The following is a 26,525-nucleotide window of genomic DNA, read 5'->3' on the forward strand; positions in this document are numbered from 1 at the left end:
ATCCCTTTTATTTTCATTTAAGTTAAATATGTACTGATACTGAAGTTTGCTAATACAAGCAAAATAATATAGGACGCAATTAAAACCATCCCTGTCAAGTTAATTATCCAAGATATGTACGTTATACGAGTTGTTACAGATTGAGCTATTTTTTCAGCAATTGATGCCATGTATTTTGCTGGGGTTTTTGTTTCTAAATACACCGATAATAGGTAATTGGTTTCTACGCTAAATAAAGAGGTATTTAATGATTCTGATATTTGACCTGTGATAAGAAAATTTGATTCTATTTGCTTTCCTTCATAACGTGTAAAAGGAGAACCATGTTCAATTATCGTTTTTAATACGCCTGCCATTGGGTAACCAGACCGAGTTAATGTAGCCATCGTTTGTAAGAACGCAACAGATGCATTAGCTCTGTGGAGACTATACGGCAGCCCAATAACTAAAATCTTTTCTACAAATATTCTCGATGGATGAGTAAAAAGTTCAAATGTAATTTTATACGTCAGAACAACTATTATGAGAAACGGAATAAATAAGGATTGATTATTTAAAACTAGCTCGTTAACACTAATTAATGCAGCAAGCTCCCCTACAGGCTCTTTGCCTGTTTGACTAATCGTTCTTACTATTGGCTCTATTACCTCACCATGACTTCCGTTAACTAACCCTATAAATGATAAAATATAAATAAATGGTGAAATTGATGCAAAAATAAGGATCTTAATATTTGAACTGGATTTTTCATTATTTTCTAAAATCATTTTAATTGCTTCTGAGCTTTTATCTGACGAGCGCAAAATCATTAGTTCAATATCTGTAAGGTAATCTTCCATTACATCGGCTAGGTGTGGTTCTTCAGAGGCCGCCCAATTTTCTCGTATGGTTGAATAGAATTTTTTTATCGCTCTGTGTTTTTTTGGATAGTGTTCTTGTTTTTTCTTTTCAATTGTTTTTATAGCACCACTTAAATCTTGCCCCTGTTTAAGTTTAGTAAGTAAGATATCTAAATATTCGTAAATATATTTACGTGGTAATACTATCGAGCGAAATCCTTTTCTTATTGTCGTAAGTAAAGGGGCAAAAATATTTTGATATGAGAAAGCGTCTAGGCTTATTTTATTAAACATAAATTTGACTCGGATGATTAATGTTAAGTTCTTTACGAATGTTATAGGTAGAGGTTAGATCTCCAATTTCAGTGATGATATTTTCAATTTCTACCTCGCCTTTAAATAGGGCATGTAAAGCAACATCAGATTTTGTTAAGTTCTCTTTAGTTAACCAATATTTCAGAGCTTCTTGCTTGTTTCCAGAAGCAAGGTATGAGAGTAAGTTGACATCAATGTTAACTACTTCAGCAACAAGTTTACGGCCAATAAGACCATTATTACATTCAGGATGCGTACAATTGGTAGAGCTATTATTTCTAAATCGAATGTCTTTTATTTTGTGACCTAATTCCATTGTGCATAATTGCTCTAAAGCTATCATTTGGTCTTCATTAATATGTGGCAATGTCTCTATCGTGTGAGCGCAAGTAGGGCAGATTTTTTTTAAGAGTTTCTGCGAAATAACAGCACCTAAAATTTGACCATTTGATAGCGTTGATGCATTTGCTCCTAATCCAACCATTCGTTCATATACATCAAATGGACTTTCACAGTGTAATGTTGCAAAAACTTTATGGCCTGTTTGTGCTAATTTTTGAGCTGTATCAACAGACATTAGATCTCGAATTTCGGCAAGAGCTAATGTATTTGGATCCGCTCGCATAAAGAATTTTTGCAATGCTTCCGCTTGTCTTTCACTTCCACCATCAACCCTTGAACCACTTTCAATGATATTAAATTGAATGATCCCTTTCATCTGACGCTCTATTGGGTTTTCCATCGCGTATATAGAAGTTGTATTGTTTTCGTCATCACGAATTTGCATTAAATAGTTTTGTTGAGAAACACTTTTTCCTGAGTTTGTTTCTCCAATAGTTAATACCATCCCACGAGCTCTTAAAGCTTCTTTTATTTTTTTTGCTTGGTCGAAAATAAAGCCAAGCTCTTCAAATTCGATTTTTTTAGCGTACTCTTTCTGATCTCCGAGGCATCGGCAAACCATGTAGAATTGTTTTTTTTCACGAGTTGTAGGGTGGGTGGTAATACGGAGGCCTAAGCGTTTATTTTGAATGCCTCTATATAAAACAGCATCGGCTTGTTCTAATTCATTAAATTGCTCACCTTCGATTGAGCCTTCTGTAGCAGCCATATTCGAGTATAGAACCGATATCAAACTGAATATTTCGTCCTGATTACGCTCTGTCCCATATAACTGTAACTCACCATTAACTCTAAATTTAATGAATGAATGACCTTTATCTCCAGATATATGTATGTCAGATGCGCCTAAAGTATCTGCATCAAGTAACATTTTCTCGATTTCATTAATTCTAGTATTTTGCGTATCGACACTCGTTTTTGAGTTTACGCCATGTTGTTCGCAAGCATTTTTTATAATGTCTTTTGATACAAAAGTTCTTTTAAACGAGCAATCACTAAAACGTTCTTTATTTGGTTGTAATACTTTTTTTCTTCCAGCCGCCAGAAATTGATCAAGCCATTGTTTGTCTTTTTCTGGTTTGACCTGAATATCCTTATCAATAAGAGCGTAGACCGTCATTTTGTTTTGGTCATTACCTACAACAATTGCAGCTTGCATACTTATTTCATGATCAAAGCCTAACTCTTCAGCATTAACCACTGATGAAATAGTGCCGAAATAATCAAGACTTGTGATAGGAGTATTATTCATACGATATCTTAATTTGATGAATCGTAAGGGGTTGGCATTGCAGCCGTTGGGTAGCTAACGGCTAAAGGGTCTTGCGTCTCCTTTGTTGCGTTAACCTTCGCTTTTAGTTCAACTTCTAATTCACCCATTAATACGGCTTCAGCATATTTTTGAACAAGTTGGTGATTAAAGGCCATTGCACTCATTATTTCTTCTGATGAACGCTGATTAACCGTTGAAGTCTCTTTAGTTCTTGTGTTGTACACAATTAATTCACGAGAGTCTTCTGCTATAATTCTATAGCCATCAAATACCTTTTTATTTTTAATTGCGTTGTTGATATCAATATTTTTATGTGATGAACCATTGACGATTAAATCTGCACTAACGGCTTTTCCAATACGTACATATTCAGACATATAAAAACCAGAATCATAAGTAGTACTTAATTCTCGAATTCGCATTAATCTTAATGCTTGTTCCTGTCTTCTTTCACCTTCTTTAATGTTTAGGCGTTGTTCTAACTCTTTGTTGTTTTCAGACTCAGTTTTAGATTTAGCAACAGGGCTAGGTGATGTAACGTTTTTTTTATTTCGTTGTGGATTCAGCATTAAATCGATTTCACGCGACGTATTCAATAATTGCTTTAATACTTTAAGTTGTTCTAGTTTTTCTTTAGGCTCTTGTCGTGAATGCAAAATGTCTTTGTAACGTTTTTCAGCTTCTTCAACGGTAATCAACTCTGATGCAACCGATGGTAAGGCAGTAAAAAGTAAAACAAATAATAAAATGCTATTTTTTAGATTGTTCATGAATAATGACCTCTAACACAGTAGTTTGTGTATCAATGGAATACGTTATTTTATTTAAAAATGATGAGCTATATTTATTTACTATGTCACTAATTGATTTAATGATTTTTGTATCTGAACCATTAACAATTAACTTATGAAAAGAAGGTTCTATTAACCAATCACTGTCTTTTAAGTCTTTTGTTGGATTAACTTGATACTTGTAGTAATCATCAATGAAGTTTTTAGATAACTTCACTGGGGTAACCATTTTAGTTTTACGTAATGACCATGATTGAATTTTCTTTTCGTGCTCAAGTCGTTGCAAGTCATTAATTAAATTAATGATTAATGATGAGTTATTACTTTGTTTCTTTATTGAATTCCAACCAATCATTTCACTTTTATTAATAAGTTCAGTTTCTTGATTAAGTGCTGTCATGCCATCAAGGTTTATTTTTGCATCTGGATAAAAATCAAGTAACGCTCTTGCTCCGTATTGACTATCAGCTCTATCCAGCGTTTGTAAATATTCGATATCTACATTTTCTGAGACTAATGTAAGTGTATTATTAATCTTAATATCACGAGTTTTCCATCCATTAACTTCAACAATAGTATTTCTAATACGTTTAGAAGCTTCTTTAAATAGCTTATCTCCTGATACTCGTTTAAATACCTCATACCATCTTATTTCATCATTTATTCTTTCTGTTCGCTGTAGCTCAAATTCAATTCGTAAGTCTTTTTTGACAATAGGTTGGTTACTGTACTCAGCGGCATTTTGTTCATCGATTTGCCTTTGCAATTCGGCTATTCGTAATTGTTCTTGCTTTTCCGCTTCTTTTTCTGAGTACCAATAGCCACCAGCAGAGCAAACAATCAGTAGAATTAAGAAAATATATTTAAAATTAGTACTATTTAAGCCACTAAGTTTTTCAATGTTTTTTAGAAAAATGATCTGACTTTTACTTACGTCAGACAATAAAGAAACGAGATGAAAACTTTCAAATTTTATGTTTAGTTCTACAGTATCAGTATCAATAGCACCTGCTATCTTCTTTATGAATGACGAAGCCGTATTTCGAGGTTCATCATCTGATATGCAGATACGAATCAGTATTGGTTGAGGATTACCAAAAAGAATGTCATCCAGCTTTCCACTTAGCGCAGATAAATCAACTTCAAATGAGTCTTTACCGTAGTTCAAAGTACGATCAATTTTTATCGTTTGACCTGAAATTGCTAACACATGAAAAACATTATTATCTAATTGGAATACATAAACGTTTAAATTATCTGGTGTAAAAAGATGTTCAGATCGAGCGAAAATCGCCACTTTTTCTACTTGAGCTAATGAAACGCAATTGCTCTCACCTTTGACAACGTCATTGTTTAAGACACCAACCTCAATTGATGTAGGTGTTATCTTGTTTAATACGCCTCGTGTGTTATTTGATTTAAAAAGTGCTCCAAAATTTTCATGGTAAGATCGTTGATTATTAATACCTAAACCAAATGACCATTCCATATCTGTAATAACAGGATATGAGAACCTTTCGATGAAATATTTGCTAGAAGACATATCAACGCTCCATTATCACAGGTTTAACCATTACGATTAAAGATGACTTGTAGCGTGTATTAGTTTTACCACCGCCTGTCCACCAAGGAAGTGATTTAGCAAGGCTTGCAAGCTCTGCACGATTTAGATCTCGTTCGTAGGCATTTAGTACTACGGTTTCTCCAGAGCGGATAGGGATCCCTGAAATTGTACCGTGCTGCTTGGTTTCTTCTAGCTGAACCATGTCTTCTTCAGAACCGAAGGTTTTAATATCACCGATAGATTTAGTATTAACGATTACCTCCATATCAACTTTACCATCTGAAGTTAAACGGGGTCTGGTTGTGATATTGAATCCTTCATTAATTAATTTAGTATTAACGCTTTGTTGTGAGAATCCATTTGAATCAATGGTTACCTCTCGACCTGATACGATAGCTCTGTCTTGAGAGCTAATTAACTGAGTTGGGATATTATTTTTAGTTTTAATCGTATTGGTAATACGAGAATAAACAGAGGCATTTTCATTTAAGAATTTACCAATAATGTTAGAGCCATCAAAGTCCCCCCCAATTTTTGTTGCTGTAATCCCACCTAAACCAGAATCAGAGATAACTGTAGGGGAGAGCGCGTTTAAAGCAAAAGAGGCACTTTCAAAAGCCGCAGTCCAGCTAATTTGTTTCTCATCATTAACTTCCCAAATAATCTCATATACATCGGCTTGTATTGAGTAAGGAGTAAGTGCAGTGTAATTTAAATCATCAATAAATCGTTCAACACGTCTTACATTATTTGGTGTATCTTTAACCGTGACAGTACGATCAAATTTATTAAGAGCAAGAGAACCTGAGCGACTTAAATATTTTTTAAGTTGCTCTTCTAATTGAGTCAAGGGCTCTGCTTTTTCCGAGGCTGTATTGATATTAAAGCCACTGGTTGCATTGTCACTTTCAGTATTACTATTCTGAGTAGATGTGATTTCATAGCTGTAATTTGATACATCTAGAGGGAAAGTATCTTCAATGAAATAATTTAAAGTGATTCTGCCATTTTCGTATTTCCACCATAACCCTGTACTTGCTGTAATTAAATCCATCATTTGGCGTAAAGAGGAATGAGTGAAATTTAATGTAAGCTTATGTGGATAAAACCCTTCATACGAGCTTGATGATAAAGCTGTAGTGTTTAGTTGTTGAATCGGAAGGACATTAGTAGCTGTACTGTCTTGGGCTAAATTAAGTGAACTTGACGAAGAACTAGAATCTTTTGATTCAACATTACGCAAGTAAAAATCAGCATCACTTTCAACAGAAATTATGATCCCGTATTGCTGATAGTATTGATTAATTTTTGATAAGACCTCATCTAAAGGAATTTTATCAAATTGAGCAAAGTCGAGCTCTACATCAAAAATTGGAGGTAATGGCTGCTCTTCTTTTGTTTCAAATGCTTGACCTAATACATAGATATCATCGCTTTCGCGGTAATGTGTATTACTCAGTTCAAACTGCTTTCCAACCATTTCTTGTAGTTGAGCATGCATGTCTTTGATTTCATCAATTTCTTCCATCTCATCGGTATTTGAACAACCAGAAATTAGGGCGCAAGAAATAGCGATAGCTAAGTAATGTTTTTTAGAAAAATTAATCATATTAATCATTTTACACTTGCTCCTTTGCGTTTAATGACAACTACTTTGTTGCCGAATTTCCAATCAGCAAATAGCGGAGTATTTTTTCGTTCGGTTAATTTCATTAGTTTATTAACGACACCGTCTGGGCCTGCAAATCTAGCTTGAATAACGGCTGGTGCAACGGTTGGATAATCAACTTTTTTAGCTTCCCAGAGAACGGTCCATTTTGCTTGTTTAGCAAAATACTCTATGTTTTCTCTAAGTGTTTTTTCGGTTGTCATGTGCCAAGTTGAATAGGGGGTAGTTCTGTTCGTTGGATTGGTTTTGGCATACTGTAGAGTGTTCTTTGCAGAAACTACCTTCTTGTATGGATCGACTACAAATTCTAAATGCGGATTATTGATGGCGATTACATTAAGAACTGATTGCCAGTTTTTTCCTTGGACAGCATTAATCGTTTCATTATCGAGACCTGCTGGTGCTTCATAATGCCAATAAGTAGGAAGAATAGAGGTGACGAATTGGTTTAGATTAACGACAACATCACCTTGTTTGGCTGCACCAAGCTTGTTGAGTTCATTGGGTTGATTAGGGTCTACAACCGCTTTTAAGTTTGAGGCGTCTTTAGATGCAACAATCAAGTTGGAAGGAGCGCCAGAACGCAATTGTTCTTCGAGTAATTTATCCTGACTTGCTTTTACTCCAACCTGCAATTCATGCACTTCTTTTTGAATTGCTGTTTGAGCAAGCAAGAAATTTTCTTCGCGTTGATGATGCTTATCAAGAAGGTCTTTTTCTTGCAACGTACCACGTTCAAGAATTTCGATTTCACGTCGATTCGAATCAAGAACAGAGGCTAATCGTTGCTCTTCTAAAGATGCTCTTGATTGTATTAAACGATCTGTTTCAATTTGGTTTTGTCTTGTTTGTTGATCGTTAATAAATTTTTGCGCAGCAATTTGCTGTGAGCGTTCGTCAATTCGATATTGTTGGTCTTTTTGAAAATCAATAATCTCAGAAGCGTAAAACTCTTGTACTTCACTTTGTCGTTGAAGGCTTCGGACTATTTCACGATTAAACTCTGATTGAGAATTAGATAGGTTTTGTTCGTAGGTAGGTTGAATTGAATCATAGGAAATATAAACAGCAGCATTTACTATGTTTGAACATGTAAGGGTAATAATAGTTGCGCATAGTGTTATCTTCATGCGACTGAAATTCCTTTTCATTTTAAATTCCTATATTTCAAATATGATAATATCTTTACGTTAGTATATTATAAAAAAAACAATAAGTGCAAATATTCTTATCGATTGTTTTTGTTACGTGCGTAGAATTTTTTACCTCTTAATTGAGAAATACACCTCCAGAAGATGTTTGTTATACGAATGTTGAAAAATGCTAATATTGTCAGTAGTGCGATCCAGACTAACCATGCATAAAATAGATTCCATGATGGGGCCGCACCTAATGGTAATAATGGCAATGCTACTGGCCACTCCCATAAAAACACTTTAGCTGGTTTATTTTCATGATGTGAGTTATTCATTCTGATGCATCCTTTCTATACGCTAACCATAAAGTTATCGTGTGTTTGTTGCGTGATCTGCCCTGATTCCAATAAGAATGAAGCCCTTTGCCTGAACGTCGTACCTTGTTCGAACATAATGGCGTCAACAGTTTCTATAATGGATTGTAAAGAATCACATTTTTTTAAAGTATGTTTTGCTTCAGGTGTATTAATAAAGAATTCACGAATGGCAATCAATCCACCTCCAACACGATTAACCAACTTTTGCGATGCAAACACTTCCCCTTCATTGATTAGGCCGTAAAGTACCTCATCGCGTTCGTGTGACGGAAACATGCGATAGACACGAGCAAAGCCAGCCGAAACACTATTAGCATGTAATGTTGAAGATACAATATGCCCCGTATTGGCTAATATAATGGCAGAGCGGAAACTTTCTGGCTCTGTCATTTCTCCAACAGCAAACCAATCGGCCCCTTTTCTCATAGCCATTGCATTTGCTTCATCGTAGCTAACAAGATCACCACCAGAAGTTTCACTTTCAAAAATTTCATGGTGACAAATTGAGTTAGATGGATGGATTTTTAAATTTGAGTAATCAAATTCAGGAGGGCGAGCAAATTCTAATATCCGCTTATTAGATGGTTTCTCAAGAATTTCACGAATGAGAGCTGCTAAAGTGGATGTTTTACCTTCACCAGTAGCACCAATGATGAGCACTAGCCCTTTCCATATCTTTTTAACGTGGTTGATGAATTCAGCCTCTAACTCTACATCTTGAACGGTAGGGGCGTATTCGGCTATAGGTCGTATTGCCACATCAAGGCCTTTTTGCATTCCTTGAGAAATTTGGCTTATAGAATATCTAAAAGATCGTATTTTATTTTGGTTTTCTTTGAGAGATATTATTTTTCGACCACCGCTAGACTTACCTAACGTAACTTGATTTACTTGGCCCTTAGAGCTAATTTGTCCAGCTAATTCAATGATCTCTTTATGAGTAATTTTATTATTTGTAATCAATACATAATCAGTGCCTTTTTTGCCCCGAATATAATCATTACTTTGTAAATAAACGTCTCTGTATCCTTCATTTAAGCAATGTTCAAGAAGGTCTTGTGCGGTATGATCAGAGATACTTTCCATACGGAAAACATTACGAGGTTTCCAATTATTGTTGTCTACATCAACATTACTCATACCATGCCTATTTATGTACGTTAGTATTATTAATACTGTTGCGCATATCAGAAAACTCAGCCGTTTCAACAATAACTTGAGCATCAGTGAGCTCTTCTATATTTAAACTCCCTTGAATTACTGAGTTTCTTACATCTGAGCGAGCATTTGAATTGGGCTCTGTTATTACAGCGTTCCAATCTGATAAGTTAGGATTAAAGGCCGCTTGTGAATTTATTTGAATGACCGTCGGGTTTAATCTAAGTTCTTCTTCATTTTCGTATTTTGCATACTCAAGTGGCTGCGTTTGAATACTTAAGGTCGCGTCCTTTATTTGGTTTGTCTCAACGGCTACCCAATAACGAGTCATTCCACGTAAATCAGCGAATAGGGTTTGCCAACGCGATATTATTTCTCTGTGAGCCGCTTTTTCACCACGTAACCAGCCTTTATCCACACTTTCTTTCCAGATTAATCGTTCCTTTTCGTTTCGAGGTAAGAGTGAGGTTGGAGGAGGTGCAAGATCTAATTTCTGTTGAAAGAAAAGATAGTCACGCCAATTAGGTTTGCTCGCTGAAAGATATGGGTATTTTACGATACGGTAGGATTTTTCGTGAGTTAATATGACGCGATCATTAATTGTTTCAGTCGAAGAATCAATTTCATCAACGATCCCCCCAATTAAGTACATTCCAGCGGCCACACCTGTTTTTATCAGACTTGTAATATGTTCAAAGCTGAGTAGGCGGTCATATTCTTGAGAGCGTTTTTTTAATTGGGCTTCATGTTCAATCATTGTTCGATTAAAGGCATGATTGTATCCGACACGTTGTGCATTTCTTTCTAATTGTTCATACCAATCTTTTAATTGTTCCTTATCAGCACTGTATTGAGCGTTAGAGGCATCTAAATCATTTAGTTCATCTTTCGTCATTGCATTAATGGGCAGTGCAGTACAAAGCATGACTATTGATATGATCTGACAAAGTTTGTTTAATCTTAGTGGCATAATGATAAACCTACAGTCCTAGAGTTTTATACTCGATCAACATGGATTTAAAGTTAGGGTCAATTCTAAGATCCATAATATGTCCAGCATCCATTTTGATTTGCTGTAGTGCAATACGTAAAGGCTCGTTATTTAATTCAATACTAACGGGAACACCTTGAGCTGGTTTTCTACCTACTTCATATACAGAGTTGATATCCCACCCAAGCAATACAGCAATACTTTGAAGCGCTACTTTAAGATCGCACCCTTCGCATTTTAGAGTTCGCTTAGTTTCGAGACCTGAAAATATGGCACTTTGAGGCACTTTCGCTCTGTTTGTTTGTGGTGATGTAGTTGCTTTTAACTTTGCTTCACGGATATTGGCCAACTTTCTTTTTTCATCGATCAATTGCTTTGCTAATTGTTCAATTTCGGTATCAATGTAATGTGGTTTGTTACTTGGCAAAGGGGCATTACTGTTAACACTTTTTGTGGAACAGCCAAGCGTGGTCAAAATAAAAAAACCAAAAAAAACATGTTGTATGAATGGTTTCATAGCAAATCCTTTCGTTATAATTTTCGACATAAACAAATGTAACCATATTATAAAGTAAATGACGTGTTTGCAATGTAAATATTGCGGTCGTTAGCGGCATGTTATTTTTTAAATCTAATTAAAAAATATCAATTTAAATAAAAGGTGATTTATATTTTGAATTTTTCAAAATTTATAGAATTTTTTGCGACCTCATACGCGGTTTCATAGTAAATAAGATGAAGACTTATTTTACGCTGTTAAATTATGGTTTATAAATATAATTATGTTTGAATTATTTGCAGTTGAAGAGGTTACTTATGGAAATGGACGTCAAGTTAGCATTTTTCAGAAAAATAAATAATGCAATATCTTCGGATCCTACTTTACTATCATTTTTAGTCGATACTTATCCTGATTTTAGTGTGCGTTTAGCGACTAAGGGATTTGATTTACTTGAATTGGAGAAGATTCAAGTAAGTGTTTCGAATTATTCATCTTCTCATTATCAAAATTTAATCATCGCTATTCGACTTAATGGAGGGGTAAGTGAAACCGCTCATAAGCTGGACATTGATGCTTCATATATAACATTAACACTTTCATCATCTAATGAGACTCAATGGAATGAGCTTATTGAATTACTTAAATCGAAAAATATGATTGATGATGATTTCTTTGATAAAGCACGACCTTACTTCAATGAATCAATGGTTTCTCGATTCAGACGAGATAATCTTACCGCTATCCTTGCCACTGCTACCAATTATTCAGAAGTTATTAATCAGATGTCAACGCTACTATCTCCTTTTGAAGACGTATTACTTTATATTCAAAAAGGCACTGCTCATAGTCGTAGTAGTTGGGCTTGTCGTCGAATTGAAAAGGCATTAAAGCTTTCTACGGGCCGCTTAGATAATAGAAGCCGAAGTTCTTTTTAAAGTATATTAAGTAGGAGTTTTATGAAGGTTAAAACATGATCCTCTATCTAATTCAATTTAGATAGAGGATTTTTTATTTTAGATACTAACTTCTGAAAGTTGGCCGACTAATTCTAAAATAATGTCTTCTTTTGTGAATCTTTTACTATCAAATTTTGAGTTTTTCAATCGTGCTTCTATCGTGGCTAACGCTGAACCATGTGGAAATAACTTAGCTAATCGTAAGTAAGCATCTCTAGCCCCATATCTTAAAATCGCTAATTCTTTTATCATTTCATCTTCAGCATCGGATGCAAAATTCCAAAGATAAGAGGGGGTAATTTGGTTACGTAGAATTTGAACTACATAGCCCTTAATTGATTTAAATTGGCCTATATATAGCATGTTTCGACCAAAGTCACTTGAGTTGGACATACCAACCAATCTTGTTGCTTCTGATATAAATGATTCGGATAATGCATAGGTCTCTGCCAAGTAGTTAGCGTCTTCATTTGTCATCTTAAGAATGTATAAATTAGTTGCCAGCTTTAATGTTTCATGAGGCATATGAAGCACACTTTGACTTGAGATTGTAATACATAAGCCATATTTACGAGCAATCAATGCTGAGTTATCTAACAATGAATCCATTTCATCTGATTTGTATTGTTTATATTCATCACCGTATGAATGTTTTTTCATACTGGTATCAAGGCTAATTATTTTCTCGTACATTTTTTTGTATAACGGAGGAACTAAAGGCATAAAGGATTTTGGTTCACGCCAGAAATTTTTCTCAGCGACGTATTTACCTAACATTCCAAATAGTTTTTTTGTATTAACCGTTTCAGCATCGGATGAATTACCTGTAATACCTTTTAGATTGACTCCTATTACTCGCGCTTGTGAGATATCAATTTGCGACTGATAAGCAAAAATCTTTGAATATCGAGATAATAGGGTGTCAAGAGAGATAATAATGTAATCAATGATAGAGTCACCAGCAGGTGTTTTGTAGGTGGCAAATCTGCTACGCAAGGTGCTACTACTCGTTAATAATTGCATTAGCTCTGTAAGGCAAGCGCTCCCTTGACGATGGCAGAAACGAGCATGGGAGAAATATTCATCACCTAACTGATATAGCTTATCTCGTATTAGATACCATGTTTTTCGCTCTGTATTACTTATGTTTATATGACCTGAGTTTAATAACTCTTGAATTTCAGTATGTAAACGAGTCTCTTGTCCTGAGTAAACGCCTAACCTCTCAGTATATGGCATTGGTGATTCTTGATTGGTACGAAATAGCTCTGAAATTATGGCTTCCATAACATCGGCAAGCTTTGGGTGAACCGATTGACTTGATGTACCATTGACCACTCGACATAAGAATGCGCCAGCAAAAGCGCGTTCTTGTTCTTCGAGCTGGTCTAACCCGAACTGTGGTTCAAGGATGTTAAATGCATTTCCAGATTGATTTAAAAACTGAATTAATTCAACTTTATAATGTTGCTCTTTAGGTAGCCAATTTCTTAGTGCAGAGATGTAGTTATGTACACCCGAGCCAAAGTCTAAGTATCCCATTAATGGTAAATTGGAATTGCCTTTACCAAAAATAAAAGTGTTATTAAAGATAGAACTAAATACTGTTTTACCTGAACCCATACCACCAGTAATGATGTTGAGTGAATAGTTTTGGGTTGACGTTGCAGGATCAATAGGGAATAACCTTCCATCTAAAGAAGAGCTGCATATTCCTCCTGTTGCCATCGGTGCAGCAGGTCGAGTGATAGGGGCTGTTATTATATGCTTATCAATTGGCTGTACACAATTTCGAGCTGATGGCTTTCTTGCAAACGCTGGCAAACTACTAGCATAGGCAGCATAAGTACAGTCTGGTGTTTTGACGGTACTTGATCCCCATGAGGTTAATGCTTGGATTATTTCTTTTTTATACTCTTTTGCTTTATCTAAAGTACTGGCCCACGTTGCGACACTTAGGGCTCCGCCTAGTAGTGTTCCATTTTCTTTTTCAGCATAGGTGGTTAATTCATTAATAGCGGAATCGATATTTCTTGAAGCCTTGGAAAAAAGGAAAAACATTAGCCATGTTTTTTTTGCAGACAGACGAGTAACGATTTCTTCTGTGCCTGTCTCAAATTCATATGCACACCGTAAAGGTATGTGTGACGAAATTGAACGTAACAGTTTTGAAAAAGGTTCAGGCGTGATAGGAAAATACTCGCGATCCACTGTGGCAATATAGTTGGAATTTGATTCAATGATACTGCTGTCACCATAAGCACGTTCTTTGTCGTTAGTTACTAGTTGCCATGCTAAAGGTGGGTAGGTAACAAAATCTTCATCATTTTCAGCGAGTGCAAAATCACATTCATCACCAATGCCTTTTGCCCTCCATTTTGTTTGATTGAGGGCGACAAGCTCTTCTTCTTCTTTAATTATTTGTAAGTAGCGATCTGATGTTTGTTTTTCTAAGGTAATGTGTTCAGCTAACCTCGCTTGAATACTTGTACAGAATGCTTGATGAGATTGAAGTATGCTTTGCGTTTCAATAAATTGATTTTGTGCGAGAGTTGGCATTTGATCTATATTGACAGATTCACCGACCATTGTTGGTATGGTTATACTGTCTCGACTTGAAATTGATGACTTGGTTGTTACTGTCAAGATCGTTCTTTCAAATGAACATTCACTTTTGAGATCTTTAATTTGCTCTTCAAAGAAGTGTTTAGCTTCTATACCTAAGCGAGAAATAGAGTCTTGTGTTGATCTAAAAACATCTTCAAGTTGAGTCGCTGTTCTATTAGGGTCTCTTGTTAGATAAATCCCTATCTTTCGATGAGGGGTTCTAAATATTGTTTCAAGGGTTTTAGATACATCGGATAAGTAAGCTTCTTCGGTTGCATCTGTTAAATAACGACTCATACCTATAATTTCAAATGCGGTAATACACCCCCCATTTGTTGTAATTACTGTGTACTCACAAATATTTGATTTTGTGAGTAATTGACAGTGACCTAAAGCATGATGCGATAGTTGATCTGATATCAAGCTAGTTATTGCGTTAAGTGAGGGGATAGCTAAAGGCATATTTTTTTCCTAAAAAAGTAATGTCATCGGTTTTTCTTGTTCTTGCTGATGCGATTGATGTCCATTGCCATGTGAGGATATTGGTTTTTCTTTATCTTTTGAGGTCAAAAAGCGTTCTTCTACCGTTTTTAGAATATTGGCAATATATTCTTTCTGTTCGTGTGGTTCTTTTGTATTTGCCTCTTCTAACTGAATAACAGTTTTAGCGGTAATAGCACCTCGCTCACCAAATTGCTTTGCTATTTTCCATAATAAATCTCGTTGAGTGAGTTGACTCATATTCGTAAAATAGTCGGCTGCTACATGTGGTTTTTCTGAAAAATTACTATCCATATTTGTCACCATTCCTTTATAGAAGATCTATTTGTGGGATCATATCTTCAGCTAAAATTAGATCTTTAAGTTTTTTAGACTCTGCTGAATCAGTCGAATCGATATAAAAGCGAATTGCACCTGTATTAAAGCTACTTACTTCTATTTGGTTATCGACAAATGTCTTTGCTTTTAATCTAAGCATTATTCGGTCATAAGCTCGTATATAGGTACTAATTGGGGATGGATACTTATCTTGCATTTGTGAGTAACCAAGGGAAGTCCAAATAACCTCATTAACTAAACCATTTACATAGCTTAAAAATTTAACTGAATTTACTTCTGGCATTGTTGGCGCAAAAGGAAGTTTTTTACCTTCAGTGACATATACACTGCCAAGCTTAAGCAGTGAATAATTTGCCATATCAATTGCTTCAGGAAGTGCCGCCCAACGTCTAGGAGGCGTAGCTTGCAGCTCTTTACCAAAAGGCCAATAATCGTTGTATTTTGAAATAGTATTTACTTGCTCAACTTCAATAAAACCACAATTTGTTTTTGCTAGCTCGATTAACTCCTGTAAAACTTCGTCGTCTCCACTGATATGAGACTTCTCAGATTGACCAATTAAACGACCATTAAAATTATTATTGATTTGGTATTCATTACTAGCAGGGTATAGCAAATTTAATAAGGTTAATGTGTATGGCACTCGTGGAAAGCGAGCGGAGGTAATGCTTTGTATATCTCTACTTTGTCTTAAGCTATTTGCTTGCATTTTTTGCATAGAATTTGCAATTGCTCTTTCTAATTCAAGGTTTGAAGCCATTGCGAGTAATGGTCTATTTCTTTGATGATCTGGTAGTAATTTTGAATGAATCTCCTTTATTGCGGTAAATTCAGTATTCATCAAATTAATTCCAAATTGTGCTTCTAATTTATTAGCCAGCATTTGACATACAGTGTAAAAAATTGGCAGTTTTTCATCTAGTTTTTCACTTAATCCAAGCTCAATAGCTATAGTGCTGAGGGTTACCCCCAAAAACTTTGATGAATTAATATTTCTAAATCGATCCAACCCAAAGCGTTTGTAGTTATTTGGCTTAATGTTTGTAATGTAGATATAATTTGATTTTAGGTTATTTAAATTGATTTTTTTTACTTCGTTCGGATGACTTGAAATACATTCATAGCCATTATCTACAAGGCGACTTCCAGAGCCTAGCGCTTTATTATCATCAATCCAGATGATACCGATCTTTGTATAATTCATCGTTCAATTCCTTTTTTTTGATTTTTAAAAATGGTGGCACGAGATAACCATTCCGCAGGGTGTAGAGGATTCGATTTTCGAGCGTCGTGTATCTGGAATATTGAATTAGAAAACATCTCTATTTCTTTTTGAAAACCATCGGGATGAAAAAATAAACGGAGACCATAAAAGGTATTTTTTTCTCTTTGTTGGTATTCATCTTCCGACATAGCAAGAAATGTATCCGCAAAGTCAGCAGGGCAGTTTGTTTGATAATTTCTTAATACCTTTGTCTTTGTATGCTCAAAAGCTCGTACAATACTTCTGGCTTGCAATGTAATCTGCTCTAACGTGTCGTACTCAGATGTATTGTCAGTTGTTTTTGATAATGCAAGTTCTAAGCAATACGTAGTTAGTAATAGTGTATTAAGGTTTTCTTGACTAATATCAGGAGCGAAAATTATTACTCCCATTCGGTTCTTTCCCACCCACCCGATATGCTCACATAAATGACAAAATGGGCAACGTATTGAAAAATTACTTTCTTGATTATTTTCATGATCGCCATCTTTGTGATGGACATGGAATCCTTTGGGCATTGCTAAAGTACATTTTTCACACTCCAGCTCTTCATCATTGTGCATTCTTGCTTTTCGATTTTGAACAAAGCTTTCACGAGCGAGTTGGAATTCTTTATTTGCCTCATCGAAATTAGGGTTATCACTTCGACTAACTGAGCTTAGGTTTCTAATTGCCCCAATAAATAGTGTTGACGTCATTATTTGCTCACTCGTTATTATTCATTTGGTGAAATAAAGGAACTGTCTTGGTCTAAAATATCAGTGACAACCTGTGTTTCAGATTGGAGTACCTGCCGAGTTGCCATATTGCTACATGCCTTTGGTGACATAAAAGCAAATCCAGCAATGCATAAGATCATGCCAAATCGTGGTGATATTTGTCTTTTGTTTGCCCAAGCGATGAATAGCAACCCAGAAGCAACAGAACCCAAACCAACTAATGCAACGACACTTAAACTTTCACCTAGTACCCCACGAAGAACAGTTGCCATTCTTGTAAAAAAGCCACCGACGGTATTACCATCGTTGAACTCATTAGCATAAGTAAGAGTAGGGAAGCTAAGAATAAACCATAACGTCCAACTAATATGTTTCATTAACTTAGCTTCCTTAATCATTATTGGATAAATTCTGTATATTCAACGTCTTGGTTAGTAATGGTGTTTGTACCCATGTTTGAAAAGGCTTCAAAGCCCATTAAACAAAAGCCAATGACCATAACTATTGCCGCACCAGAACGAGTAGTTTGTGCATTATTGGTTTTATTGGCGAGTGCAACCCCTAATAAGCCACCACCAGCACAAACAATACCGATAAGCATGATGACACTTAAACTTGCTTTACTTGAGGCGTCAGCCAGAGTGCCTGCATCTTCAACTAAATTTAGAAAGTTACGGCCTTTACCTTCGGCTGATACTGATGGACTAATAAGAAAACCTGCGGTAGCTAGACAGCAAGTAAAGTACTTATTGTGTATGTTTTTAATGATATTTTTTGGAAAAATCATTTTCTATCCCTTATTTAAATTTTACGCCTGCAATACAATATTTTTCAGTGCAAGTTTCACCTGTTTGGTAATCAATGTTTCGCACTGTTCCTAGCCCACTAACATACTGATTCATTTTTAAATGAACTAGTTTGTTGGTTTTTTCATCAAGAGCAACGACACGTTGTTGCTCTTTAATTGGAGTGATTATTTTCCAACTATTAAGATAAATTTTTTCTTTCTCTTGAGTCTTAGCAACACGTAGTTCTACAACTTTATTTTCTGGCGCGACCTTTTTTTTCTGTTTACTTTTTGTAGATTTTCGTGCGGCTATTTTTTCAGCGTAAAGCTTAATTTCTTCTTCTGATAACTCTTCTCTAACATCATCAATAAACCAGCCTCCTGATATTAGAAGGCGTGGTTTTTTATCAATATAAATTAGCTTCTCTACCTTATGGCGACCAAATTTACTAAAAAATCTTTCACCAATAGTTAAAGTAATAGTGTTGTCTTTACCATCTCGTTTCGGTGCATCAACAACAAAAAGGGTGTTATTTTTTAAATTAGAAATCAGTTTGAATTCTTTTAAACGTTGGCGCTCAATGATCACCGTCGTATCACCATTGCTTTGTGCAATTTGTGATTTTATCTGGGTCATATGTTTTTGCGCTTTATTGAGTTCTTTAATGCCTAGTTGATGTTGTTCCTTTATGTCATCTAACTCTTTCAATTTAGTCCCAATTAACACGTTAATTCGTGCTGAACGATCTTTAAAAGCAGTGTCGATAATCTGTTTTACTTGTATTTCGGTTAATCCTGTTTCTGTTGCTGGTTGAGAGGGTAAGTTTTTAATAACTGCCGTTGTTGTGGCTTCAACTAATGAATCAAATTTATGATCAAACGCATCTGAAACATTGCCACTAACCAGTTCTGGTAACTCAGGACGCAAAGTGTCAAGAACGGCAATTGAAATTGCGTTTATTTGCTCAGCATTGAATTCTGGTTGAGAATCGTTTTCTGAAAACATTTGATTAACAGCAATAATAATCCGTTTATTTTGTGCTTCAGAGTTCATGTTATTGTAAACAGCACCACCGATACCAACCAATAAACTCAATACCGCAAGTATGACTGCTATGGATGCAAGGTTATTTTTTTTACTGGCTTTCTTACCAGAACTTAAAGGGTTTTCTTCGTCAGACATAATATGCCTCCGTACTTGGTTAATAATAGTTAGGGAAAACCGTTTCAAATGATTGATCGGGTTCAGTTTCAGGATCAGCATCAAAGAGCCCTTTTGGTAAATATAAAGGCTCAGAGAAAACTACGGCTGCTGGGTAGTTCATAGGAACAGATACCGTTGATGGGATGTCTGCTCTTTTTTGTAAATCAGGTAAAAATTCTTTTGCAACGCTTGCTAAGCTCCCAATAATTCTATCTGTTACCCCGATAACATTTGGGGTTTCAATGACCACACCATCATTAACAATTGTTGTTGATGAAGCTGTGACGAAATCTAGCCAAGGCGCGATAAAAGCGGCACTTCCTCTGGCCCAAAATCGTTCCGCAAAGTGAGTATCTACATCGTTATCAAATAAAGGCTTATTACCTTGTAGAATATCAACGGCATAACCGCTAATTGCTTGTGTATGGTCCTTGAACTGCAATTCACTTACCTTTAGTAAGATGCCATCTTGGTATGGGTTTAATTCAAACTGCGCACGAATACGAACGCCTGTTAGTGGTGGATCATACAAATCAATAAATACATCTAAGCCGTAGTCAGAGTTAATTGCCTCTGTTATTTGGCCAACGGCTTTATCTCCCATATTAAGGATACGGACCATATCTTCTGTCTTGGTACCATTAGAGTCATTCCCTTGCTCTTCAGAGGTTATTTGGTCTTTTTCTTGTTGGGCTTTTTTAGCTTGCTCTTTGGCTAATTGATCTTCTTTGATGCTTTTAACATGAATGTTTTTATGTAGCCCGATATCAGTTGTAGGTATAACCGAAGGCGTTGTCCCCATCGTATAAGTGGTTGCGAAAGTGGTTACGTAGTCAACGGTATTAAATGGCGATGGCTGATAACTTTTCATTTCAGATTTAAATAACTTAACCATATTCCCATTTACTATTTCTTTTCGTGTTGGTGGTTTTGCAACCACTTCTGCTTTCACTGGTTTACTTTTCTCTACTTTGGTCTTTGATTTAGTTTTGGGCTTTTCTTCTTTTTTTGGTTCTTCTTTACTCGACGCAGAACTAAGCTCAACTTCTTTGGTAGGAGTTGAAGATAAAGCACTGGAGTTATTAATATGAGAAACCCCATTTTTTATAGCTTCTTGTTTTTCTAATTCCTGAGCGTCGTTTGCTGCCACAATAGAAGGTGAAGTGTTCGGCTTTACGTCAGACATTGATGCTCTTGTAATTTCAGCCGCAGAGGTTTTTACGTTTGAGCGAGCAGCTTTAGTATTCTGTCTTGATGTCAATAGTTGGGCTGATTTAGCTGATTGGACGTAAGCTGCGATGCTACCTACAGCGACAAAAAACATCACACCACAAAAAATTATTATTGCGCGACGACGTTTTTTTCTTTCTTTAATTGAAAGGATCGCTTTGTTGCTTCCGCTATCTAATGGTTTACTCATTTACGAATACCTCTGTATCTCGACCATTTATTGAAAACCAATAGCTCGAACGAGGGTGAGCCTTATAAATTTTCCAATTACCAATTCGCTTAATATCGATCATGTCATACAGCATGTTTTGTGGCGTTTTTATATAAACATGTTTGTTATAGCGCCAGCTTTGACTATTGCGAGGAAGACCTTCAATGTTAATACGTTGAGAATTTGGTACGTTTCGACCATTTAAAAATCGATACATTGCAGGGTCATCTTTATTGCTTGTGCTGGTATAGTGATCTAAAGCTGACTCAATAGTTTGTGATGCGTCAGGGGATATTTTAGGCACTTGTATATTCAGTTTTGTGTTTAATGAAAATTCTGGATTAGAAGTTAAATAGAGCGGAATTGGTTGGCTAATGCCTTTGAGGAATATAAAGCCACTAACCGTTTTAAAATCATTATTGGCTTTAATGATTAATATATTTTCATTAATAGTTTCAATGTCGAATTCGGTATTGGTTTTAGGCAAGAATTTTACAATTGGATAAGGGTTTCCTAGTTGATCGAAAAAAGAAACTGCCGCAGGGCTGTTTACCTTTGTATTTACAGATATTACATCATTCCCTTCGGGATCAATCGGTTTTGTTTCAATAGATAGTTGCGGTGTATAGATATCCTCACTTTTAGCTTTTTCTATACTGGCATTGATAATTCGTCTTTGTTTAATTTGTTCTGGGTTATTTGTTGTCGCGTGTAAATCATTACTGTAATTGATATCACTAGTAATCTGGTTCAAGTTAACTTTTCTTTTTCTTGTTTCAATTTTACGATGAGTGGCGACCAGCTCTTGAATTGCTAAGTCTCTTAATACCTCTTGTTCTTCTTGAGATAAATTATCAAGATTAAATAGAGCATTTTCAATTGTTCCGTATTTTCGAAGTAAAGATAAAGGGGTAACGGTTTGTTGTTCTTGGCTGTAATTAACAGAACTTGTAGAGATGGGTTGCGGTTTATTTTTAGCTATTTCTTCAATAGGTAAGATACCATCTTGTGTCACGATGGATACTGATGCATACGCACTAGTAGCCACAATGAAAATACTGATTAAAGTTTTCACTGTAGCTTTTAGCATGATGTAAAAGTGTTTCCATACACAAGTCATAAGTCAACAAATAGATATATTATTTATAAGATAAACCCATAATAACTACATTATAAAAAAAATCATTATTTTTTTAAAAAATGGGAGGCTATATCACATGTTAATCATTACTTACCATGCTTCTAATGCCAATCGCTTCGCGTCGAGATATTTCACTCATTCGCTCCAAGGTAACAATGTATCGAATTGGAGCATCTAATCTTTGTCCGTAAATAAGAAATCGGAGCGTCATATCTAGCTCATATGTGTAAAAACCTTTCATGCCGCTTGGTGTTGCTCGTTGTTTTATTCCTTTGTTTTTTAATACTACATTTTTAATGTCTACTGTCATTGATGTGCTATTACTGATCATTATTTTGATTAATTCAGATTTCTCTAATGCACGGTAGAAGAGTTGGCCATGATTAAATTCACTGTTTTCTTTTTGTCGATTCAATGAGAATTTATTAGCGTTGCATTCTGAACTTATCATGGCATAGCTGACATTATCGAAAGTTAAGCAGTAAGTAAGGTTCTTAATGGCCCATTCGATGATTTCTGCATCACTTTTATTTGGATGAGGCTGGGTTAAAGGCGTTGTTTTTAATGGGGTCTCATGGTCATTTATGGCGATGTACCCACGATTGTAATCAAAACTTTGAATTGTATAAAACTGATAAGCTGTATGAATAACTAAGCCAAAACTAACCCACATAATACCAAACCAGAAAACAATTTCTTTTCGGATGAATTGGCCATATTCAATTGCAGCTTGCATTGCTGGGTCAACTTTTTCGTGCGAGATATTTTTGCTCATTACATTCTGATCCCTATAATCGTAAACTGATTTGGATTCTTAGCGTGTTTTTGTGGTGCAATCCATAATGTTATTCCTCTCGATGATGGGGACGTTGTTTTCCTTTCCACAAGTGACGAAATAGTTTGAGCATAAACAACATAATAGAAACGTTTCTCTTCACGCGAAGGCGAGGACATGATTATTGGAGAGTAAGGGAGACCAACATAGATATTCGCCCCTTTAGATGTCAATAATGGTTCTAGCTCATTTACATAATTATTCCTATAAGCTCTTGCTGCACTGGTTTGAAAGTAGTTGCTTGAACAATATTCAGACTTTGATGTGATATTAACTACGGTGAATGAAAAACACGTTGGTATCGTTTTTTCAAGCCAGTTAATTAATTTTTGGTCTGTTAAGCTCGCAGTACTTCGAACGGGAACCCGTTTCAATTTATCTTGATCATTATCTTTTACTTTCATCACCGCTATTCTTTCAGGTTCTTGAGTAATAAAAGAATTCATGGCGATAACCGCTACCCATGATAAAAGAATGAATACCAAAGAAGCAGCAGTGAAATAATGTTTCATCGTATTACTTCCCATAGCGACATTCTATCAATCAACAAACTTTCAGGTGTGTAGTTAGGCTGTGTTGGGAGTATGTCAAAGTTGAATTTGATACGAAACTGAGTAGTGGGAGACTTGGAGCTTTCACCTAAAATTATCATAGCTTCAGCTTGTAATGTCCACTTTTCAATTGGAAGTAATTGCCTTGCTAATGGATTGTTTATTTCTTCTTCATTAACCCAGTCAGGGTAGTGAGGAACAATGACAAGTGGTACGCCTTTGGAAAAACGCATATGTAAACGTTGTATTTTATCATTATTTGTAAGTTCTTTTTCTAATCCATAATGTTTTAGATTTGCTTTGATATCTGCATAACCCGTAGGGGTGGCGTATTTAATTAGAGTGTTGTGGATGTTGGTAAATGTTGAGGTGGTTTGTGTCAGAATGGCGGTAAGATTTCTTGCTGAAACAGATTGAACCAAAGCAACACGATCATCGAAGTAATGTTTTTCATCAATAATTAATGAGGTATTTATACCACCACTTGAGGTGTCTGTAGGTAGTTCAAAAACCCCTGAAGATTTCATTAGTAAATTTTTTGAGAAACCAGCCAAAACCAAGAATAATAGACTGAGAGTAACGAGTATTATCAATGGCGTTCTGCTCGATTTAAATGAAACTGAACGGAAGTGATCGGCAATGATTTGATTCTCATTTATTGAATTTTGTTTAGTTTCTGTATCCATTTAACTTCTCCATCTTGATTGTATGTATGTAGATTCCATTCTCTTTTTTTATCGTTGATAATTAAGGATACCGTGGCTAGCGTTAAGCTTAGAGCCACCATTACAACGGTGATATTTCTCAGTACTCTAGCGACGAAAGCACACTTCCTGTCATCTAGCCAAAATTTAGGCATGTTAAAATAAAATGGACCAATTCTTATTTGTCTTTGATTTGATGCTGGTAGTTTACTTATCACATCATTAAATTTGACTTCCACCACAGCATTATTTCTATTGTTTTGTTTTTTCATAGACTTCATGATACTTGTATAAACCCTGTGTAAGTGTATTATAAAAAAAATATAAATCATATGGAAATGTAATCATGTCAAGTTTAGATGCAGAACACTTAAAAGAAGATGGAAAACACTCTACTCAGCCAAGTAAATTTGCTGAATGGTTTAATTCACCTAGTAAGTCTTTTATTTATGCTTATATGTTTATTGTTATAACGTCAGTATTTGTTAGTGTCATACTTTTTTCTATCTTGGGCGCATCTTCATTGCTTTATGCAAGAAAGCTCAAAAAAAGAGAAGACAGTGATGTTATAGCGTTAATGGCTAGTTACCTTAGCGCTATTGGCAAGCTCTGCATACGATTTGTCATTACGACCCTTTTCCTTGCTTTTATTATCTTCAGTCTTTACAGCAGTACTACGGTTCCCCCATTTATTGTTAATAACAGTTTATATCTAGTTCCTTTCCCTATTTTATTTTTACTTTTGGCCTTCATATCCAACGCTGTTCGCATGCACTTGGGCCTTCCACCAATGACCAGACTTCTTGATCCTGTTAGATATTTTTTGGTTTGGTTATTCCGTTTTTCTAAAAAACTAGTCCGTAATATGTGGCTAGAATTTAAAGCGAAAAGCTAAGGGGAGGAATTAAAGTGCAAGAGAATAAACCAGATGGCGCATTTCAAGTTTTGGGAGCATGGTTTAGTTGGCTAATTGTCTTAACTTTAGTCATTGTAATGCTATATATGCATTCAGAGAAATTCATAACGGTGTGGCGTGGCATGCGATTACTTGAGTTGTGGTGGTGGAATGCGACTTTTCAACTGGTCGGTATTGAGTATTTCGAACATTTCCTTTCTCAACTTGAAAAAACACCACCAAATAGAATTGGATGGAAGTTTGTCTCTGCATTTGAAGCAAGCTTAAATACATATCTGCGTTTCCTATATGCAGGGGTGTTAATTGTTATTGCTGTTCGTATGCGTTTTAATTCACAGAAAGTCACAGGGGAGTTTAATGTCCAAACTCTTTTAGAGCAGTATGCTGATGAATCTGAATCATTAGAGTCTTTGGTTCATGATAATCCGTTAAAAAATAATCGTAAGTATGATTTTTCGAATCGCTGTGACTATCACAATAGACATGCTCAAGCTATTTCACCTCAAACTTATATTGAAGCTTGCCCACCTATGAACGCTTCTAATGAAGAATTAGAGCAACATTCAGAAGCAGAATTAAATAAAAAAGAAACATCATTTAGGCCTATTGCCATTATCAACCGCTATAAAAAGCAGGTAGATTTTTGTCGTATTAGCGCTCGAATATCTCTTGAACGTCAGATAACAGATCCCCCTTCACATGGTGGCTATTATTTGGATGAGGATTTTGTACCACGATTATTTGATAAAAGTGGTGAATTAATTGAGCTTGTTGTGGTTAAAGACCCTGAAACGAAGGAACTAAAGATTCAAGGTGGATTCTCTTTAGATGGCTTAATTAATAATGGCCGTGAATATAACGGCACGGCTTCTGAATTACGCTTATTGTTCAACGGTATCGAACGAAGTGTTTTTGATACGCTTTGCGCTCGATATAACCACCCGTCAGTACCTCTTGCTGATTTTGTTTTAAATCTTACTAAACGTCATGCCTATCGAAGAACTTATTTAGTTGAGCTACTAAGGGTGGTGCGTCTTAATGCAATTATCGCATCAACTGAATTTTATATGATCCAACGTCGTGATCGTATTTTGTATTTTACCTTATATAGCGCCAGTGAAGAGAAACCGTTCTATGAAGCTTTAGGGGTTATGGCGCATTGGTCTATGGAAAAATTGGCAGGTGAAAAAGTAATTAAGCCGTATGTAGATACTGGAATTAGCGTATTGGAAAAAGATGCAATGCGTATAGCTGCGAAAAAGCCACCAAGACGTAACCTTATTGAAGAGTTAAACCAGCAAATGCTTAAGGATAATGACTTGTCAGAATCTCGTGCATTTGAATTTAACGATAAAGAGGCAATGAGTTTATTAAAATCTAAGCTGGAGCCAAATTTATGATATTAACAGAAAACGTATTCACTCATTTAGAACACAATAAAAACTGTTCTCATTGCACTGACTTTCATCATGATCAATTAAATGAGAAAGAGTCCGTTTTCTTATGTCACATTTATTCGCAACAATTTATTGAAATTCCTTTT

Annotated in this window: 26 protein-coding genes; 3 read left to right on the plus strand and 23 right to left on the minus strand. The window is 35.5% G+C overall.

The window, feature by feature from the left end; all coding sequences use genetic code 11:
• Nucleotides 1-17 precede the first annotated feature (17 nt).
• The 10 genes from AC2IP4_RS21480 to AC2IP4_RS21525 all read right to left on the minus strand — a co-directional run bounded on the left by AC2IP4_RS21480 (nucleotide 18) and on the right by AC2IP4_RS21525 (nucleotide 11,032).
• Nucleotides 18-1,133 (minus strand): type II secretion system F family protein, encoded by a 1,116-nt coding sequence (locus AC2IP4_RS21480; RefSeq protein WP_486317180.1) that lies wholly within the window; start codon nucleotides 1,131-1,133, stop codon nucleotides 18-20.
• Nucleotides 1,126-2,808 carry an ATPase, T2SS/T4P/T4SS family gene (locus AC2IP4_RS21485; protein ID WP_486317181.1) on the minus strand — a complete coding sequence of 561 codons (1,683 nt, stop codon included), beginning with the start codon at nucleotides 2,806-2,808 and terminating at the stop codon, nucleotides 1,126-1,128. Before AC2IP4_RS21485 ends, AC2IP4_RS21480 begins: the two co-directional genes overlap by 8 nt.
• A gap of 8 nt (nucleotides 2,809-2,816) precedes the next feature.
• Nucleotides 2,817-3,599 carry a hypothetical protein gene (locus tag AC2IP4_RS21490; RefSeq protein ID WP_192957894.1) on the minus strand — a complete coding sequence of 261 codons (783 nt, stop codon included), beginning with the start codon at nucleotides 3,597-3,599 and terminating at the stop codon, nucleotides 2,817-2,819.
• Nucleotides 3,580-5,163 (minus strand): hypothetical protein, encoded by a 1,584-nt coding sequence (locus tag AC2IP4_RS21495; protein WP_486317182.1) that lies wholly within the window; start codon nucleotides 5,161-5,163, stop codon nucleotides 3,580-3,582. Before AC2IP4_RS21495 ends, AC2IP4_RS21490 begins: the two co-directional genes overlap by 20 nt.
• A 1-nt stretch (nucleotide 5,164) precedes the next feature.
• Nucleotides 5,165-6,802 (minus strand): hypothetical protein, encoded by a 1,638-nt coding sequence (locus AC2IP4_RS21500; protein ID WP_486317183.1) that lies wholly within the window; start codon nucleotides 6,800-6,802, stop codon nucleotides 5,165-5,167.
• On the minus strand, nucleotides 6,799-7,983 hold the full coding sequence (locus tag AC2IP4_RS21505; RefSeq protein ID WP_486317184.1) for a TcpQ domain-containing protein: 1,185 nt from the start codon (nucleotides 7,981-7,983) through the stop codon (nucleotides 6,799-6,801). Before AC2IP4_RS21505 ends, AC2IP4_RS21500 begins: the two co-directional genes overlap by 4 nt.
• 98 nt (nucleotides 7,984-8,081) lie before the next feature.
• On the minus strand, nucleotides 8,082-8,324 hold the full coding sequence (locus tag AC2IP4_RS21510) for a hypothetical protein (protein WP_130066585.1): 243 nt from the start codon (nucleotides 8,322-8,324) through the stop codon (nucleotides 8,082-8,084).
• A gap of 15 nt (nucleotides 8,325-8,339) precedes the next feature.
• Nucleotides 8,340-9,506, minus strand: a complete 1,167-nt coding sequence (locus AC2IP4_RS21515; protein WP_486317185.1) for an ATPase, T2SS/T4P/T4SS family — start codon at nucleotides 9,504-9,506, stop codon at nucleotides 8,340-8,342.
• A gap of 7 nt (nucleotides 9,507-9,513) precedes the next feature.
• A complete protein-coding gene (locus AC2IP4_RS21520; RefSeq protein WP_486317186.1) occupies nucleotides 9,514-10,494 on the minus strand; it encodes a type IV secretory system conjugative DNA transfer family protein in 981 nt (326 codons plus the stop codon).
• A gap of 10 nt (nucleotides 10,495-10,504) precedes the next feature.
• Nucleotides 10,505-11,032, minus strand: coding sequence for a hypothetical protein (locus AC2IP4_RS21525; protein ID WP_274440638.1), 528 nt, complete (start codon nucleotides 11,030-11,032; stop codon nucleotides 10,505-10,507).
• Nucleotides 11,033-11,331: 299 nt separating this feature from the next.
• On the opposite strand from AC2IP4_RS21525, the gene AC2IP4_RS21530 reads away from it, so the two are divergent.
• A complete protein-coding gene (locus AC2IP4_RS21530; protein ID WP_274440637.1) occupies nucleotides 11,332-11,952 on the plus strand; it encodes a hypothetical protein in 621 nt (206 codons plus the stop codon).
• A gap of 78 nt (nucleotides 11,953-12,030) precedes the next feature.
• Here AC2IP4_RS21530 and AC2IP4_RS21535 read toward each other — a convergent pair whose 3' ends face one another.
• The 13 genes from AC2IP4_RS21535 to AC2IP4_RS21595 form a co-directional block, all read right to left on the minus strand.
• Nucleotides 12,031-15,042, minus strand: a complete 3,012-nt coding sequence (locus tag AC2IP4_RS21535; protein WP_486317187.1) for a hypothetical protein — start codon at nucleotides 15,040-15,042, stop codon at nucleotides 12,031-12,033.
• A 9-nt stretch (nucleotides 15,043-15,051) separates the two neighbouring features.
• The gene (locus AC2IP4_RS21540) at nucleotides 15,052-15,375 is read right to left on the minus strand and encodes a hypothetical protein (RefSeq protein ID WP_255257960.1); all 324 of its coding nucleotides are present in this window, start codon (nucleotides 15,373-15,375) and stop codon (nucleotides 15,052-15,054) included.
• Between the two features lie 16 nt (nucleotides 15,376-15,391).
• Nucleotides 15,392-16,624, minus strand: coding sequence for a hypothetical protein (locus AC2IP4_RS21545; protein ID WP_486317188.1), 1,233 nt, complete (start codon nucleotides 16,622-16,624; stop codon nucleotides 15,392-15,394).
• A complete protein-coding gene (locus tag AC2IP4_RS21550) occupies nucleotides 16,621-17,382 on the minus strand; it encodes an HNH endonuclease family protein (protein ID WP_486317189.1) in 762 nt (253 codons plus the stop codon). Before AC2IP4_RS21550 ends, AC2IP4_RS21545 begins: the two co-directional genes overlap by 4 nt.
• Nucleotides 17,383-17,399: 17 nt before the next feature.
• On the minus strand, nucleotides 17,400-17,780 hold the full coding sequence (locus AC2IP4_RS21555) for a hypothetical protein (RefSeq protein WP_486317190.1): 381 nt from the start codon (nucleotides 17,778-17,780) through the stop codon (nucleotides 17,400-17,402).
• 20 nt (nucleotides 17,781-17,800) lie between these two features.
• On the minus strand, nucleotides 17,801-18,190 hold the full coding sequence (locus AC2IP4_RS21560; RefSeq protein ID WP_192957886.1) for a DUF6750 family protein: 390 nt from the start codon (nucleotides 18,188-18,190) through the stop codon (nucleotides 17,801-17,803).
• Nucleotides 18,191-18,200: 10 nt separating this feature from the next.
• Complete coding sequence (locus AC2IP4_RS21565; RefSeq protein ID WP_192957885.1) at nucleotides 18,201-19,373, minus strand: hypothetical protein; 1,173 nt, start codon at nucleotides 19,371-19,373, stop codon at nucleotides 18,201-18,203.
• Nucleotides 19,374-19,392: 19 nt separating this feature from the next.
• Nucleotides 19,393-20,814, minus strand: a complete 1,422-nt coding sequence (locus AC2IP4_RS21570; protein WP_192957884.1) for a TraB/TrbI/VirB10 family type IV secretion system protein — start codon at nucleotides 20,812-20,814, stop codon at nucleotides 19,393-19,395.
• Nucleotides 20,807-21,925 (minus strand): DotH/IcmK family type IV secretion protein, encoded by a 1,119-nt coding sequence (locus AC2IP4_RS21575; RefSeq protein WP_255257958.1) that lies wholly within the window; start codon nucleotides 21,923-21,925, stop codon nucleotides 20,807-20,809. The genes AC2IP4_RS21570 and AC2IP4_RS21575 overlap by 8 nt, the downstream gene beginning before the upstream one ends.
• Nucleotides 21,926-22,055: 130 nt before the next feature.
• Entirely contained in the window at nucleotides 22,056-22,751 is a 696-nt protein-coding gene (locus AC2IP4_RS21580) for a hypothetical protein (RefSeq protein ID WP_192957882.1), read from the minus strand.
• Nucleotides 22,751-23,323 (minus strand): hypothetical protein, encoded by a 573-nt coding sequence (locus AC2IP4_RS21585; RefSeq protein ID WP_192957881.1) that lies wholly within the window; start codon nucleotides 23,321-23,323, stop codon nucleotides 22,751-22,753. The genes AC2IP4_RS21580 and AC2IP4_RS21585 overlap by 1 nt, the downstream gene beginning before the upstream one ends.
• Nucleotides 23,320-24,048 (minus strand): hypothetical protein, encoded by a 729-nt coding sequence (locus AC2IP4_RS21590; protein WP_274440631.1) that lies wholly within the window; start codon nucleotides 24,046-24,048, stop codon nucleotides 23,320-23,322. The genes AC2IP4_RS21585 and AC2IP4_RS21590 overlap by 4 nt, the downstream gene beginning before the upstream one ends.
• Nucleotides 24,018-24,338, minus strand: coding sequence for a hypothetical protein (locus AC2IP4_RS21595; protein WP_486317191.1), 321 nt, complete (start codon nucleotides 24,336-24,338; stop codon nucleotides 24,018-24,020). Before AC2IP4_RS21595 ends, AC2IP4_RS21590 begins: the two co-directional genes overlap by 31 nt.
• A 74-nt stretch (nucleotides 24,339-24,412) precedes the next feature.
• Here AC2IP4_RS21595 and AC2IP4_RS21600 point away from each other — a divergent pair, with 74 nt between their 5' ends.
• Nucleotides 24,413-24,961: a hypothetical protein gene (locus AC2IP4_RS21600; protein WP_274440630.1), complete on the plus strand. Its 549-nt coding sequence runs from the start codon at nucleotides 24,413-24,415 to the stop codon at nucleotides 24,959-24,961.
• 14 nt (nucleotides 24,962-24,975) lie between these two features.
• Nucleotides 24,976-26,382: a secretion/conjugation apparatus DotM-related subunit gene (locus tag AC2IP4_RS21605; protein WP_486317192.1), complete on the plus strand. Its 1,407-nt coding sequence runs from the start codon at nucleotides 24,976-24,978 to the stop codon at nucleotides 26,380-26,382.
• The last annotated feature ends 143 nt before the right edge of the window (nucleotides 26,383-26,525 follow it).

The sequence above is a fragment of the Aliivibrio thorii genome (assembly GCF_057368585.1).